Source organism: Chryseobacterium mulctrae (assembly GCF_006175945.1).
Classification (GTDB): Bacteria; Bacteroidota; Bacteroidia; order Flavobacteriales; family Weeksellaceae; genus Chryseobacterium; species Chryseobacterium mulctrae.
Genome location: NZ_VAJL01000001.1, coordinates 4,131,828 through 4,146,316, shown reverse-complemented (window position 1 = coordinate 4,146,316; position 14,489 = coordinate 4,131,828). Strand labels below are relative to the sequence as shown.

Here is a 14,489-nt window from a genome sequence, read left to right as displayed (position 1 = left end):
TTTACTTGGTTCTTTTTACTTTTTACTTGAAAATAGAAACATTCATATTCATTCCTGCGCTCAGTTTAGCGACATCTTCTTTTTTATTTGATGGTGTAAACTCGATTCTTACAGGAATTCTTTGTTGAACTTTAATGAAGTTACCCGTAGAATTATCTGTCGGAACACTAGAATATTTCGAACCTGTTGCTGCAGAAACCGCAGTTACTGTTCCTTCAAACTCTTTTCCGCCCAAAGCATCGGCGGTCATCATCATTTTTTGTCCCATTTTAATATTCGGCATTTGGTTTTCCAAGAAGTTGGCAGTTACCCATTTGTGGTTGTTTAATACGATGGTTCCAACTTGTTGTCCTGGTTGAATCAGTTGTCCTTCAGCAATCAACCTTCTTCCCATCACTCCGTCATAAGGTGCGGTAATTACAGTATATGAAAGATTGATTTTAGCCATTTCCAATGCAGATTTTGTTCTTTTAATTTCTGCATCGTTAATTCCTAATTTGCTTTTTACTTCAGTTGTAGAAAGATTGGCCGTCTGCTTCTGATTAACCAAGGTTTCATACGCTGCTTTTTGGGCATCATATTCTGTTTTCACCTGGTCAAATTGTTGTTTTGTAACTGCTTCAGAAGCTAAAAGATTTTTGTATCGGTTTAAATTCTGTTCGGCATTCCAAAGTCTGGCTTTTGCTCCGGCAATATTAGATTCCATAACACTTACGTTGTTAGAGACTGTATTTACCGATGAACTTGTTGCCGATTTTTGTGCTAAAGCATTTTGATAAGCCGCTTCAGCCTGACCAAGCTGTGTAAGGATTTCTCTTTCATCCAAGATTACCAAAGTATCTCCTTTTTTAACCTGTTGATGTTCGATAAATTTTATTTCTTTGATATAAGCCGAAACTCTTGTATTGATTGGGTTAATAAATTCCTCTACTTGAGCAGCTTCGGTATACGTTTTATCACCAATGTGAAAATATTGACGAATAAGCCAGAATAAGCCCAAACCAATCACCAGAAAAACGATGATATTTGAAAGGATAGCTCTTGCTTTATTCTTTTTATTTTGCTTTTTCTTAGCTTCTGCGCTTGAAACCGCAGGTTGTGTATCTTGAGTGTTTTGTTCCTTGTTTTCCATTGTTTTGATGTGTGTTTTTGAACACGAAGTTCTCAGAGTTTTTATTATTAAATGTTTTTTAATTTTCACAAAGCTGTTTCACTTAAAAAAGATTTCTGTTTTGATTTTTTAAACGCAAAGATTTTATTCTGAGACATGAGATTTTAAGTCTGCAAAGGCAAATAAATTTGCTTCGCAAAGTTTATGCAGTAGCTTTATAAAATCAACTTGTTGATTCATCTTTGTCCACTTTATTTATTTTCATGAATCTTAAAACTTTGCGTTTAAATTTTTCTATAATTAAAAATTGCTAAAGCGTTCCTGTTGATTTCAACAGATTATAATATTGATATAAGACATTGATTTCCGAATTTGCCAAATCTAATTCTGACTGTAATTTCTGAAGTTGTGCATCAATCATCTCAGCTTGCACAGCCAATTGATTAAGATATTTAGCTTCTGTGATTTTGTAGTTTTCTTCAGCTAAACTTTTAGCATCATTCAGAATTGCAGTTTGCTGAATCGCTTCCTGATATTTTGTGTACGCTGCATTCACTGTCATATCAAGATTCTGTTGCACCAAAGTCATCGCATCATTTGCTTGGTTTTTCTGTAGTTCACCAAGCTTCACTCTTTCTTTGGTTTTATATAAATTATCAATGTTGTAACTCAAAGAAACACCACCTTGCCAACCGCTCGAATACATATCCAATACAGGATTTCTTGTCGTAATTGGTCTTTGCAAAGTATATCCTCCAAAACCTGAAAGTGTCGGCATTTTATCAGTTTTAATAACTTCTATATTTTTATCGGCAACAGCAATATTGGTTTGTGCAGATTTCATTTGCGGATTGCTGTTGTGAGCCAAATTCAGATAATAATCCATCCCGATGCCGGTTTCTTTATTTCCTAAATTTTCTACAGGAATAATCTGAGTTTCGGAATTTAATCCTAAAGCGATATTCAGATTATAATTAAGGATTTTTCTGTTGTTGACTAAGGTTAACATTCCTTGGTCTAAATTTTTAATCGCCAATTCACCACGAATTACTTCATTTCTGGTAACCATTCCCTGCTGATAAAATTTCTGAATGTTTTTCAGCCTTTCCTGAGCCAGTTTTTTATTGTTTTGAATGACAATTTCCTGATTTAAAATTTTATAAATGTCTAAATAATTAGAAATTACCAAAAACTTGATATCCTGTTTTCTACTTTCAAAATCTAATTCTGAAAGCTGTTCACGAAGTCCTGCCAACTCGATAGATTTATTTACCAAACCTCCTTTGAAAATGAGTTGAGTCGCCTGAACACCATACGAACTTCCGTAATGCGGCATCGTAATCGTAGTTGAGTTGGAAAAATCTTTATCAATTGCAATTACATTTCCCAAATAGAATTGGCTTGTTGAAGCTGTAATCGTAGGAAGCTTCTGAAGTTTTGTAATATCTTTCTGCTGTTTGGCAATATCGATATTCTGAGCTGAAACTTTAAGTTGCTGATGATTTTGAATTGCCAATTGGGCAACTTCATCCACTGTCATCTGTTTTATTTCTTGTGAAAAAAACAGCGCAGGAAAAAGACCTATCAAAACTGATAGAGCTGTTTTTATGTTTTTTACCATTTTACCTTGCTTTACAGATGCAAAGTTAGGTGAAGCATAGATTCAAACAAATGTTTGAATTTTGGAAAAAGATGTTCAAATGTAGGATTCGTCTATTGGTATTGTTGTCTGTACTGACTCGGACTTATCTCTAAATGTTTCTTAAAAAAGTGTGAAAATGAATATTGATCGCTGAAACCAAGGATTGTAGAAATCTCTGAAATAGGCATTTTTGAAGAGTTAAGATATACCTTAGCTTCATTGATCACAATAGAAGCAATAATTTGACTGGCAGACTTACCCGTTACCGACTTTACCACCGACGAAAGATGTCTGGTTGTAATCGACTGCCTTTCGGCATAAAACTCTACTGTTCTATTATTAAGATGGTGAGACGACAAATCATTTAGGAAAACAAAAACGATCTCTTGCTGTCTCGACATCTGATTCATTGCACGGCTATCTTCATTAGAAATAATTCCTGCAATCTGATAACAGAAAACCGAAAAAAGATGCTCTACAATTTCTTTTTTGTAAGTCATTTCGGTTTCAGAATCTAAAATATATTTTAAAAAATTGACGCTTTTCCAAATTAAATCTAAATCATTCTTTGAAAAAGGAACTCCCACATTCATTTGCTGACGGAAGTATCGATACGTAATCAACCTATTGAATTTCAATGACAAAGCAGAAATAAATTCACGTTTATAAGAAACCATTCTCGACTGGAAATCATCACTCACAGAAATCATCTCATAAACCGTTTGTGGATCTGTTACCATAAACGTATTTGCAGTAAGCTCAAGATCATTGAAATGTTGACGAAGCTTTATAGAACCGCTTTTAATAAAGATAAAAGCAGGATTATCCGGACGGAAAGGCTTATCTACAGATATTCTTTCGAAAATATTATGTTGCGTAAAAACATCAACTCCGAACTTTTCTAAAGCAGTCATTTTATCCATTTAAATTTAATCTTCCAAAGCATACACCGCAAAACTTGCCAACCAATGATCTCCACCATAATTTCCTTGAAATAAAAGCGGAAGTCCGTTGTTTAAAAAGATATTTGCCGTTTTTTGAAATTGTTTTTTCAGCGGATGATCATCGGGTAGCGATTTTGCAATTCCTTTCATACACCATGCTTTGGTAAAAGACAATCCTACTAAATGTACGGTTTGATAATCGCTCAAGTCACTTACCACAGGAATTTTTTCGATATTTTCGATACTTCTCTTTTCATAAAATTGATCAAGCCATTTTACAAACTCTTTCTGAGGAAGAATTCGTCTCATCAAATCTGCAATTTCTAAACTCGGCGAGAAAAAGTCAGAACCATCTGGTTCAAGATATGCCGGAGTTTTGGTATTATTTAAATAGAAATATTTTGCTTTTTTAATCAGTTCATTTTCAAAAGTCTTATCATCTGTTGCCCTTGCCCAGTCTAATGCAAAAACCATTGCAAAGGCGGTATTTGGATGAACTCCCGTTCTGTTGGGATAGGTTTGTTTTGGAAGATAAGTTTTCCAAGAACTCAGAATTTTATCTGTTAAAGGCTTTAGATTCTGATGCCAGATTTTAGCTTTCGGATGATTCCAGGTCATTAATTCTTCATCTAACTTTAATAACCAAGCCCAACCGTAAGTTCTTTCAAAAGTTGTCGTTAATTGATATTTTGAAAAATAATCAGCTTCAGTCTGTAGGTTTTCTTTTGTAAATGAATTGTCGAGTATATTTTCAATGTCTTTAGCAATTGATAAGTTCGGTTTTGTTTTTAATAGTCGAACCAACATCCAATGACCATGAACTGAGCTGTGCCAATCAAAACATCCATAAAAACTTGGATGTAGATCTTTCGGGCTCAAAGTTACTTCATTCGCATTATTAATAATGTGTGCTGTTTTGTTCGGATATTCCTGATTGATACAATGAAGCGGTTTTTCGGATAACTTTATTGCCATTTCATCTGTCAGTTTTGGGCTTTCCTGAGCAAACATTAAAAACGGTGAAAATGCAAATGCTAAAAGACTTTTTTTCATTCAATAAAAATATAAAAGTAATTCTAGATTTTAAGCATAGTTTTTGCTCAAATTCACAAAATCGATTTATGAAAAAATTATTTATCCCTTTATTTCTCTTAATTCTTATCAATTGCAATAAATCCGGCAAACAACAAGAAATAAAGTCTGATCTAGTTGAGATTATCTCAGAAGATAAAGCTATGAATTATAATGCTCCCCCTGCTCAAGAAATACCAGTAGAGGCAATGGTTTCGGTTAAAACTGTAGATAACGAACCTATAACTTCGAAAACTCAAAATACTATCTCTAAAAAAATTATCAAAAATGGTGATCTTGAGATTCAGGTTGGTGATATTAAAAAAGCCCATCAACAGGTAAATGAAATTGTAAAAAGCAACAACGCTTATGTACAAACTGAGCGTTTTAACAATACTGATATTGATGAAAAACAGTTTTTTACCATCCGTGTTCCACACAAAAATTTTGATGGTTTAATCAATTCTTTTTCAAACGGAATTGGTTCTGTTTTATCTAAAAATATTGCTTCAGATGACGTAACCGAAGAATACACTGATGTTTCAATAAAATTAGCCAACAAAAAAATCTATCTCGAAAAATACCGAGATATGCTTAGAAGTGCAAAAACGACAAAAGACATGCTGGAAATTCAGGAAAATATTCGCGAACTTGAAGATGAAATTGACGTTGCTGAAGGCAGACTTAGCTTTATTGATGACAGAGTAAATTACAGCACATTGAATTTAATGCTGTACAAAGAGAAAGTAAGAAGCTCTGCAACTTCAAAAATAGGTTTCGGAAATCGTTTCGGAGATTCTTTCACAGAAGGCTGGAACAGTTTTGTAGCATTTTTCCTTGGAATTATTTCTCTTTGGCCATTCTTTTTATTAATTCCAATTATTATTTTAATCTGGAAAAAATGGAGAAACAGAAAGAAAAAAGAATAACTTGAGTTTCACTCAACATCATAAAAAAATCCGAATATCAAATGACATTCGGAATTTTTATTTAGATGAAACTATATTACGCATTAAAATGTGATTTTACAGTTTCTAAAACCTGTTCGTCAGACATTTGCTGAGACGATTCTAAGGTTATTTTTAAATTTTTAAACTGAGCGGTATCATGAAGATAATGCTTCAGTTCTTCCTGAATCGTTCCCGGACCAGTAATTAAAACTTCTTCGGAATTTGTCAGAAGGTGTTCTACCTCTTTGAAGAATTTCACTTTATTGGTTTGTTCTGCATTATTCCCTGCATTTTCACTTGAATTACCATGCTGGATCACCGCTTTCACTGGGCTGCAAAGAAAAAACTTAAAGGCATTCTGTGCATCATGATTTTTTACGACAATGGCTTTTTGAGAATCGATCCAAATTCCTGCTAATTTTTTTTCAGACATAATTTGATTTTTTAAAGTTATATCTGTAAATAGACAAGAATGATGCAAAGAGGGTGTTAATGGCTGTTAAATTATTATTTTAGATATTTTTCAGGCATAAATTTATAAAAGATTGCTTCACCTTCGGTTCGCAATGACATTATTTCCCTAAGACAAAAACAGCAGGAATTTTATGTAATTCCGGTTTTTGTTTTTGCCACTCTTTTATTGTTTTGGTTTTGATGAACTCGTGTTCAGGATCATTAATATTTGCAGCGATACAAAGCTTTGTATTGGGTGATAAAAATTTGATTAAATCTTCGAAAAGCACGTTATTTCTATAAGGTGTTTCCATAAAAATCTGAGAATATCCTGTTTTCTGAACCATCGATTCCAGATTCATGATCTGCTTTTTCTTTTCACTTTTATCAATCGGCAAATATCCGTTAAAAGTAAATTCCTGCCCGTTAAAACCACTTGAAATTAACGCTAAAATAATCGAAGAAGGTCCTGAAATAGGGATCACCCTGATATTTTTTTCGTGACACCATTTTACAATTAAATTTCCCGGATCTGCAATACACGGAAGTCCTGCTTCAGAAAGCAAACCAAAATCCTGTCCGTCGATCATTCGGTCCTGAGCTTCTTTGATGTCGGCATTTTCTGTGTATTTATCTAAAAGAAAAAGCTTTAAATCTGACTGCTTTTTTTCCGGCGCAAAAAACTTCACGACTTTTCTTGCTGTTTTTTCATTTTCAACAAAAAAATAATCGGTCTGCATGATGTAATCTTTTATAACAGGCGAAAAATGGCTGATCGAAGTATTTTCTGAAAGATAAGCGGGAAGTAAAAAAAGCATTTTTGTTAAGTTATGAGTTGTAAATTATGAGTTTTGAGCTTTTGAAATGAGAAGTTTTTCAGCGATTTTTTCGCAGGCTTCATCCAATTGGTGATAGACTTTTTCAAAGCCATCGATTCCGTCCCAATAAGGATCCGGAACTTCTCCTGAAGCATGATTGAGATCAGCCGCTTCCATCAATAATGAAATTTTGCTTCGCTGATCTTCATTTTGAGCCAAAGAAATTACATTCTTTAAATTACTCAAATCCATACAGTAAATTTTATCAAAATGATTTAAATCTTCTGTCGTAATCGGTCTTGAGCATTGTTTTGAAATATCAATTCCGTATTTGGCAGCGGTTTTTACCGATCTTTTATCAGGATTGCTTCCCTGATGCATATCAATTGTTCCGGCTGAATCTACTATAAAATCTTCAGGAAGTTTTGATCTCATAATTCCTTCTGCTAAAGGACTTCTGCAAATATTTCCGAGACAGACCATTAAAATTTTCATTTCAATATCATTTAAAAATTTAATTAATAATATTTCTTCAAACAAAGCTAAATAAAAAAGGAGAATAAGCCTATTCTCCTTTCTATAAATATTTTGTACAGAATTAATTTTTGATTTTTTCTGTTAAGTCTTTTACGTATTTCTTAATTTCTTTATCTATTTTAGAAACATCTTTAATGGTATCGCAAGCGTACATTACTGTTGAGTGGTCTTTACCTCCCATTTCTTCACCAATTTTACTGAAAGTAGCGTTGGTATATTCTTTTGAAAAATACATCGCCAATTGTCTTGGAAGTGCAATTTCTCTTTTTCTTGTTTTAGATAAAAGCTGCTCTCTTTTAATTCCGAAATAATCGCAAACTACATCCTGAATATAAGGAATGTTGATGACCTTTTTCTGATTAGCCGCAATTTTATTAATCGTTTCTTTTAATAATTCTAAGCTTAAATCTGATTTATAAATCGTAGAATAAGCGATTACAGAATTAATAATTCCAATTAATTCTCTTACATTGGTTTTTGCTTCTGCAGCAAGGAAATCAAGCATATCTTCAGTAAGAACGATACCGTCTCTGCTCAATTTAGCCTGGATAATCTGTTTACGTGTATTTAAATCCGGAGATTTGATCTCTGCAGAAAGTCCCCATTTGAAACGGGAAACAATCCTGTCCTGAATATCCATAATATCAACCGGAGCCTTATCTGAAGTAAGGATAATCTGCTTTCCGTTTTGATGCAAATAATCAAAAATATGGAAGAAACTATCCTGAGTAGCTGATTTTCCAGACAAGAACTGAATATCATCAATAATCAGAACGTCTACCATTTGATAAAAATTGGCAAATTCTGTCTGTTTATGAGCTTTCGCAGCCGAAATAAACTGTTGAATGAATTTTTCAGATGATAAATAAAGAACTACTTTATCAGGAAACTGACTTTTCACTTCCAAACCTACAGCCTGACCTAAGTGAGTTTTACCAACTCCATAACCTCCATATAAAAATAGTGGGTTAAAAGCAGTTGCTCCAGGTCTTTTTGCAATTGATCTTGCAACGGTAGAAGCAAACTTGTTGCTTTCACCTTCTACATAATTATCAAAAGAGAAATCTGCTTTAAGATTAGAATCAATATTTACTTTTTTAATTCCTGGTACTACAAAAGGATTTACAATATTTCCGGAAAATCCTTGAGGCATGGTTTCCTGAACTTTCGGAGTGGGAGTAGACTTCCCTTTCATATTCATGGTAACTGGTCTTTCTAAACCGCTTGGTTTATTTTCCATTACAGAATACCAAAGTTTTACCCCTTTACCGATATTTTTCTTTAGAGCAGCAGAAAGCAATGACAGATAGTTATCTTCAATATATTCTTTGTAAAAATCACTCGGAACCATCAACGTAAGATTGTTCTCAACCAATGAAATTGGTTGTACTTTGTCGAATAGTAAATCGAAAGATTTTTCAAGCTTTTTAAGATCAGAATTGTCTTCAGCTGCGTTAAGATTGTCACGCATAAACTGAAGGCATTTCTGCCATATCATCATTAAATTTTCACCCATTTTTATGCCCTGATTAATTCTTTGGTTAGTCGTTTTAGGAGGAAGACAAAGGTCTCATTTTTTATTTTCATAAAAAAATATTTCTCATATTGATTATTTAAAAATATATTTGTATGTATAATTAAGAGATAAAAATGATACACTCAAAACACTCATTACGAGTACGTTACGCAGAAACCGATCCCATGAAATACGTCTATTACGGCAATTACGCAACGTATTTTGAATTGGGTCGTGTGGAACTTTTTCGCAGCATCGGCATCTCTTATGACGAGATAGAAAAGCAAGGAATTTGGCTTCCGGTTTCTGATTATAAAATTAAGTATTTAAAACCAGCACTATACGATCAAAAATTAGAAATTCACACTTTTATGAAAAAAATTCCGGGAGTAAGAATAGAATTTGAATATGAAATTTATAACGAAGAAGGAATTAAAATCACCGAAGCTTCCACTACTCTATTTTTTTTGAATGCCGAAACTAACAAAGTAATTAAATGTCCGGATTTTTTAATGAAATTAATTGAAGAAAACTGGAAAGAAGAAAATGATTAAATCTGTTTTAAGATTTTTTAACGGTTAAACTTTCAAATCACTATATTTGGTAGTAAATCAAATGAATGATTTACGCACTAATTACGATATTAATTCTACTGATTGTTTTAGTTTATCAAAACCTGAACAGAAAGATTCAAATTCTGGAACAGAAAATTTCTGATTTATCAAATGATAAAGCAAATATTGAAAAACAAGAACAGAGTTTCACAGAAACCATTAAACTTCAAACCTTGTCTAATGAAAGAATCGAGGTTGGGCAAACTGTAAAATCAGAAATCATTGAAGAAGATTCAGAACCAGAAAAAGACTGGCTGACTCCGCTTTTTGATTTTATTAAGCAAAATGTTCTTACAATCATTGGTATATTTACTTTGGTTTTAGGAATCGGTTATTTTGTAAAATATGCCATCGATAAAAACTGGATTGGTGAAAGCGCAAGAATGGGAATTGGTTTCTTGGCAGGATTTATTCTTATCATCATTGCTCATTTTATCAGGAAAAATTATACTATTTTTTCATCCATCATTATGGGTGGCGGAATTGCGGTGCTTTATTTTACAACAACCATCGCATTTAGAGAGTATCATTTGTTTACACAGAATACGGCATTTGTAATTACTTGTGCGATTACTCTGCTTTCAATTTTCCTTTCTTATCGTTATAATAGTGAGACGCTGATTATTTTTTCATTGTTCGGAGGTTTTCTGGCGCCATTGATGATCAGTAACGGACAAAGCAATTATATTTTCCTTTTCACTTATTTATCTCTTTTAAATATCGGAATGCTGATTACCGTTTATTTGAAAAACTGGAAAAGTGTAGGCTGGATTGCATTTATTTTCACGGCGATCTATCTTTATTTCTGGACTATTGAGAAAACTGATCTTACAAGTATCATCTTTTACATTGTAACGTATATTATATTTTACGCTTTTGCACTTCAACATTATTTTAAAACAAATTTGCTTTCTAAGCTTGATATTTTAATGTTGGTTCTTATTAATTTCTCAAGCATCATCGGACTGGTTTATATCTTTTCTATTTTAAAATATGAACCTTTAAGTATCTTCCCGCTCAGCTTTGCATTTATTAATATCTTTTTTGCGTTCAGAGAATATCAGAACAAAAAGTTTGAAAGAAATTATTCTGTTTTTGCCGGAATTGGTATCAGTCTTTTGACTTTAGCTGTTGCATTACAATTTAAAACCCACCTCATCACGAGTGTTTGGGCAATTGAAGCTTCTCTTTTATTATATATATGGAAAAAAACCGGTCACAGTATTTTCAAAATATTTTTCTACCTTCTTTTTCCATTGGTTATTTTATCTCAAATAATGACCTGGACTGAATATATAAATAATGAAAAACATTTAACTCTAATTTTCAATCCTGTTTTTCTGACGAGTTTAGTCGTTATTGCAAGTTGTTTTTTCAATTTAATTTTACTGAAGAAAGAATCCAAAGAAAAAAGTGATGTCGAGTTTTTTGAAAATGCTTTTAAAGTTTTATGCTTTGGCGTGATTTACTTTTCTATTTTATTTGAATTGATTTATCAGCTTTCGTCACTAAATATCGTTATTATTCTTACTTACTGCCTTTTGTACAGTATTGTTTTCACAATTTTATTATTAATATTAAAGAAAAGATTAAGCATTTCGGAAGACTTAGAAAATCTGTTGATTTATGGTTTGTTGTTTGTATTTATTGCACATATTACCAATTCACAAATTGTACACGCAATAATAACAAAAGAAATAGGACTAAGTTTCTATTGGATTCATTTGATTTATTTGGCGCCACTTCTATATTTAATTATAAAACTGATTCCACCATCACAGTTTTTAAAGCAGAAAGCTGGTTATTTACTTATTTCATTTGTCTTCATTCTTTCTGTAAGTTTTGAGCTTTACCGAGTTTATATTTTTTCAAATAACACCACTTATAAAAATGTTTTTCAGTTGCAGGAACATTTCAGCATTCTGTATCTTCCTATTATTTGGGCAGTTTTATCTTGCGGATTTATTTTTGCAGGCTTAAAAAAGACTATTCCGGAACTCAACAAAATCGGTTTTGGATTACTCGGCATTACCATCCTTAAATTATATCTTTATGATGTTTGGCAAATGGATAACGTTTCCAGAATTATCGCTTTTATTATTTTGGGAATTATTTTGTTGCTGAGTTCATTTATGTTTCAAAAATTTAAAAATATGCTTAAAAATTTAGTGGAAAAGAATGACAATTCTACCGATGAAAACATTTAGAATCCTTTCAAAAACTATTATTTATTAACATTTTACAATTAATTTAAAATTCCCCTTGATATTTTACAAAAAGTAAGTATATTTATCACGTTTTTAACATTTATATTATTAACTATGAAAAAAATTCTATATTCTTTATTAATCTTTGCTTCTGCGACATTATTTGCTCAGAAAAATACAAAGGTAAAGTTTGCTATTTTAGGAGATATGGTAGGTACAACAACTTTGTTTGAAAACCAAAAAGAATCTGTACAAAGTACACAGGCATATAAAGCTGCCAATTTACCTCAAAAACTTAAAAAATTTAGTTTTATTGCAGAACAAGGTCTTACTGAGGTTAAATTTAAAAACAATGTAGGTATTCCAGATAACATAAGTTTATCACAACTTAATGTGCAAAGCAATCTTCCTAAAGACACTCCTGTTATCATCGAAGGTTATGAATTTAAGGATACGAATATGAGAATATATGCGGTAATTGCACAACAGATGGAAGTGAAAGAATACAATGGTATAAAATCATTATTCATCACGACTACAGCAAAATAAAAAATCAAATTATATTTTAAAACGGATGCTCTTTTGAACATCCGTTTTTTTATAATTAATACTAATACTTGTTATTCCATTTTTTCTTAAGCTCGTCGTAGATTTTCTTTTCGGTGGCATTATTTCCGGGCTCGTAGAATTTGGCATCTTTTATTTCTTCCGGCAAAAAATCTTGATTCACAAAATTTCCTTCAAAAGAATGGGCGTATTTATATTCTTTACCATAATCTAAATCTTTCATCAGTTTTGTAGGAGCATTTCTTAAATGCAAAGGAACAGGAAGATTTCCGGTTTTCTTCACAAAAGCCAAAGCATCATTAATTGCCATATAAGCTGAATTACTTTTTGGTGAAACCGCAAGATAAATCGCCGTTTCGCTCAGTAAAATTCTCGATTCGGGATTTCCAATAACGTTAATCGCCTGAAAACAGTTATTGGCAATAACCAAAGCATTCGGATTTGCCAAACCAATATCTTCAGAGGCAAGAATAAGCATTCTTCGAGCAATAAACTTGATATCTTCTCCGCCTGCAATCATTCTAGCTAACCAATAAACTGCACCATTCGGATCGCTTCCACGCATCGATTTTATGAAAGCCGAGATAATATCATAATGTTGTTCGCCATTTTTATCATAAAGCGCCATCGTTTCCTGAAGAACCGACATTACATCATCGTTTGAAATTTCTTTATTATCAGAATTTTTAAACTGGTTCAATACCAACTCTACAGAATTAATGAGCTTTCTACCATCACCACCGGAATACTGAATGAAAGCTTCTTTTTCTTTAATCCTAAAATCGGTTCCTTCATCTTTATTAAACCTTTCTGATGTAATATCAATAAGATCTTCCAATTTTTCATGACTCAAAGCTTTCAATATATAAACCTGACTTCTTGAAAGCAATGCTGAAACCACTTCAAAGCTTGGATTTTCTGTCGTTGCACCAATAAGAACCACCCAACCTTTTTCTACGGCATGAAGAAGAGAATCTTGTTGAGATTTATTAAAACGGTGAATTTCATCAATAAAAAGAATGGGTGATTTTCCTGAAAAAAGATTCTGCTTTTTTGCATCTTCTATCACATCGCGCACATCTTTTACGCCTGAAGAAACTGCCGAAAGTTTAAAAAACTTTCTTCCCGATTTTTCCGAAATAATTTCAGCCAAAGTCGTTTTTCCTGTTCCCGGAGGTCCCCAAAGAATAAGAGAATTTAAGGTGTCATTTTCAAGCATTTTCCGGATGGTACCTTTTTCTCCGGTAAGATGCTCCTGCCCTAAAACTTCGTCTAATGTTTTTGGTCTTAATCTTTCTGCTAAAGGAGTATTGTGATTCAAGATTTTATCTATTTGAATTTTAAATATTTGGCGAAAGTAAACAGAGTTGATAAAGCTATCAATTTATCCGACGGATCATCTGTTTACTCTCTGAAACTTCAAACAAATTTAAACTAAATTTCAATTTTTTACCCTACTTTTGCAATGTTTTGAAACTTTCATTTAACAAAATCATCACTTCACCTTTGGTAATTCTCATTAAATTTTACCAATGGTTTATCTCGCCCTTACTTCCCAAGAATTGCCGATACGAACCTACCTGTTCACATTATATGGTAGAATCTCTGCAGGTTCACGGCATTTTTAAAGGATTTTGGCTGGGTGTAAAAAGAATTTCAAAATGTCATCCTTGGGGCGGAAGCGGCTATGATCCCGTTCCTCCAAAAAAATAAAATATTCAATAATAAACAAATAAAAATGAGTAATATTTTCTTCCGAATTTATTTTGTGTTATTCGCATTGGTTACCCAATGTTTTTTTGCACAGAATCATCAAGACAGTTTATCTGACGGAACATTAAAAATTAATTCTGCCGAGTTACCTGTAAAAATTTATGCAAGTACAGAATTTAGAAACATCAATAAATTTGCTGATGTAGTGACCAATGACAATACTTTGGTTATTTTCACCAAAACCAATGTTGAAGCAGATCCTTATCATTCTAACGCAATTCTTATCAATAGTTACAAGAGCGCAAACTATCAGTTTTTTGATAAAAATTTCAAGCTTGTAGAAAAT

14 protein-coding genes are annotated in these 14,489 nt (G+C 32.5%); 5 read left to right on the top strand and 9 right to left on the bottom strand.

Translation table 11 applies throughout. The features are described from left to right. Positions 1–22: 22 nt before the first annotated feature. From FDY99_RS19250 to FDY99_RS19235, 4 genes are all read right to left on the bottom strand, one after another. Entirely contained in the window at positions 23–1,132 is a 1,110-nt protein-coding gene (locus FDY99_RS19250; protein ID WP_139423331.1) for an HlyD family secretion protein, read from the bottom strand. A gap of 289 nt (positions 1,133–1,421) precedes the next feature. Further along, the gene (locus tag FDY99_RS19245) at positions 1,422–2,732 is read right to left on the bottom strand and encodes a TolC family protein (protein WP_139423330.1); all 1,311 of its coding nucleotides are present in this window, start codon (positions 2,730–2,732) and stop codon (positions 1,422–1,424) included. A 92-nt stretch (positions 2,733–2,824) separates the two neighbouring features. Further along, complete coding sequence (locus FDY99_RS19240) at positions 2,825–3,676, bottom strand: helix-turn-helix domain-containing protein (RefSeq protein WP_228448859.1); 852 nt, start codon at positions 3,674–3,676, stop codon at positions 2,825–2,827. Between the two features lie 6 nt (positions 3,677–3,682). Beyond that, positions 3,683–4,750, bottom strand: coding sequence for a DUF2891 domain-containing protein (locus FDY99_RS19235; protein ID WP_139423328.1), 1,068 nt, complete (start codon positions 4,748–4,750; stop codon positions 3,683–3,685). 68 nt (positions 4,751–4,818) lie between these two features. Here FDY99_RS19235 and FDY99_RS19230 point away from each other — a divergent pair, with 68 nt between their 5' ends. Further along, positions 4,819–5,697: a DUF4349 domain-containing protein gene (locus tag FDY99_RS19230; RefSeq protein ID WP_139423327.1), complete on the top strand. Its 879-nt coding sequence runs from the start codon at positions 4,819–4,821 to the stop codon at positions 5,695–5,697. Between the two features lie 76 nt (positions 5,698–5,773). Here FDY99_RS19230 and FDY99_RS19225 read toward each other — a convergent pair whose 3' ends face one another. The 4 genes from FDY99_RS19225 to dnaA all read right to left on the bottom strand — a co-directional run bounded on the left by FDY99_RS19225 (position 5,774) and on the right by dnaA (position 9,042). Continuing rightward, positions 5,774–6,151, bottom strand: coding sequence for a hypothetical protein (locus tag FDY99_RS19225; protein WP_139423326.1), 378 nt, complete (start codon positions 6,149–6,151; stop codon positions 5,774–5,776). A gap of 139 nt (positions 6,152–6,290) precedes the next feature. Then, complete coding sequence (locus FDY99_RS19220) at positions 6,291–6,989, bottom strand: SAM-dependent methyltransferase (RefSeq protein WP_139423325.1); 699 nt, start codon at positions 6,987–6,989, stop codon at positions 6,291–6,293. A 24-nt stretch (positions 6,990–7,013) separates the two neighbouring features. Further along, positions 7,014–7,484, bottom strand: a complete 471-nt coding sequence (locus FDY99_RS19215) for a low molecular weight protein-tyrosine-phosphatase (RefSeq protein ID WP_102980972.1) — start codon at positions 7,482–7,484, stop codon at positions 7,014–7,016. 103 nt (positions 7,485–7,587) lie between these two features. Then, positions 7,588–9,042 carry a chromosomal replication initiator protein DnaA gene (gene dnaA / locus FDY99_RS19210; protein ID WP_074229250.1) on the bottom strand — a complete coding sequence of 485 codons (1,455 nt, stop codon included), beginning with the start codon at positions 9,040–9,042 and terminating at the stop codon, positions 7,588–7,590. 134 nt (positions 9,043–9,176) lie between these two features. Between dnaA and FDY99_RS19205 the strand changes: the two genes are divergently transcribed. The 3 genes from FDY99_RS19205 to FDY99_RS19195 all read left to right on the top strand — a co-directional run bounded on the left by FDY99_RS19205 (position 9,177) and on the right by FDY99_RS19195 (position 12,412). Continuing rightward, on the top strand, positions 9,177–9,596 hold the full coding sequence (locus FDY99_RS19205; protein WP_139423324.1) for an acyl-CoA thioesterase: 420 nt from the start codon (positions 9,177–9,179) through the stop codon (positions 9,594–9,596). 65 nt (positions 9,597–9,661) lie between these two features. Then, a complete protein-coding gene (locus FDY99_RS19200; RefSeq protein ID WP_139423323.1) occupies positions 9,662–11,863 on the top strand; it encodes a DUF2339 domain-containing protein in 2,202 nt (733 codons plus the stop codon). Between the two features lie 114 nt (positions 11,864–11,977). Continuing rightward, positions 11,978–12,412: a hypothetical protein gene (locus tag FDY99_RS19195; protein WP_139423322.1), complete on the top strand. Its 435-nt coding sequence runs from the start codon at positions 11,978–11,980 to the stop codon at positions 12,410–12,412. Positions 12,413–12,473: 61 nt separating this feature from the next. On the opposite strand, the gene FDY99_RS19190 is transcribed toward FDY99_RS19195, so the two are convergent. Further along, positions 12,474–13,751 carry a replication-associated recombination protein A gene (locus FDY99_RS19190; protein ID WP_139423321.1) on the bottom strand — a complete coding sequence of 426 codons (1,278 nt, stop codon included), beginning with the start codon at positions 13,749–13,751 and terminating at the stop codon, positions 12,474–12,476. 149 nt (positions 13,752–13,900) lie between these two features. On the opposite strand from FDY99_RS19190, the gene yidD reads away from it, so the two are divergent. Continuing rightward, complete coding sequence (yidD, locus tag FDY99_RS19185) at positions 13,901–14,143, top strand: membrane protein insertion efficiency factor YidD (RefSeq protein ID WP_066677245.1); 243 nt, start codon at positions 13,901–13,903, stop codon at positions 14,141–14,143. The last annotated feature ends 346 nt before the right edge of the window (positions 14,144–14,489 follow it).

What these genes read in the sequence shown, in the direction of transcription:
- FDY99_RS19225 (WP_139423326.1), bottom strand. Translation starts at nt 6,151, where the DNA reads ATGTCTGAAAAAAAATTAGCAGGAATTTGGATCGATTCTCAAAAAGCC.
- FDY99_RS19245 (WP_139423330.1), bottom strand. Translation starts at nt 2,732, where the DNA reads ATGGTAAAAAACATAAAAACAGCTCTATCAGTTTTGATAGGTCTTTTT.
- dnaA (WP_074229250.1), bottom strand. Translation starts at nt 9,042, where the DNA reads ATGGGTGAAAATTTAATGATGATATGGCAGAAATGCCTTCAGTTTATG.
- FDY99_RS19215 (WP_102980972.1), bottom strand. Translation starts at nt 7,484, where the DNA reads ATGAAAATTTTAATGGTCTGTCTCGGAAATATTTGCAGAAGTCCTTTA.
- FDY99_RS19230 (WP_139423327.1), top strand. Translation starts at nt 4,819, where the DNA reads ATGAAAAAATTATTTATCCCTTTATTTCTCTTAATTCTTATCAATTGC.
- FDY99_RS19240 (WP_228448859.1), bottom strand. Translation starts at nt 3,676, where the DNA reads ATGGATAAAATGACTGCTTTAGAAAAGTTCGGAGTTGATGTTTTTACG.
- FDY99_RS19235 (WP_139423328.1), bottom strand. Translation starts at nt 4,750, where the DNA reads ATGAAAAAAAGTCTTTTAGCATTTGCATTTTCACCGTTTTTAATGTTT.
- FDY99_RS19200 (WP_139423323.1), top strand. Translation starts at nt 9,662, where the DNA reads ATGATTTACGCACTAATTACGATATTAATTCTACTGATTGTTTTAGTT.
- FDY99_RS19220 (WP_139423325.1), bottom strand. Translation starts at nt 6,989, where the DNA reads ATGCTTTTTTTACTTCCCGCTTATCTTTCAGAAAATACTTCGATCAGC.
- FDY99_RS19205 (WP_139423324.1), top strand. Translation starts at nt 9,177, where the DNA reads ATGATACACTCAAAACACTCATTACGAGTACGTTACGCAGAAACCGAT.
- FDY99_RS19195 (WP_139423322.1), top strand. Translation starts at nt 11,978, where the DNA reads ATGAAAAAAATTCTATATTCTTTATTAATCTTTGCTTCTGCGACATTA.
- FDY99_RS19250 (WP_139423331.1), bottom strand. Translation starts at nt 1,132, where the DNA reads ATGGAAAACAAGGAACAAAACACTCAAGATACACAACCTGCGGTTTCA.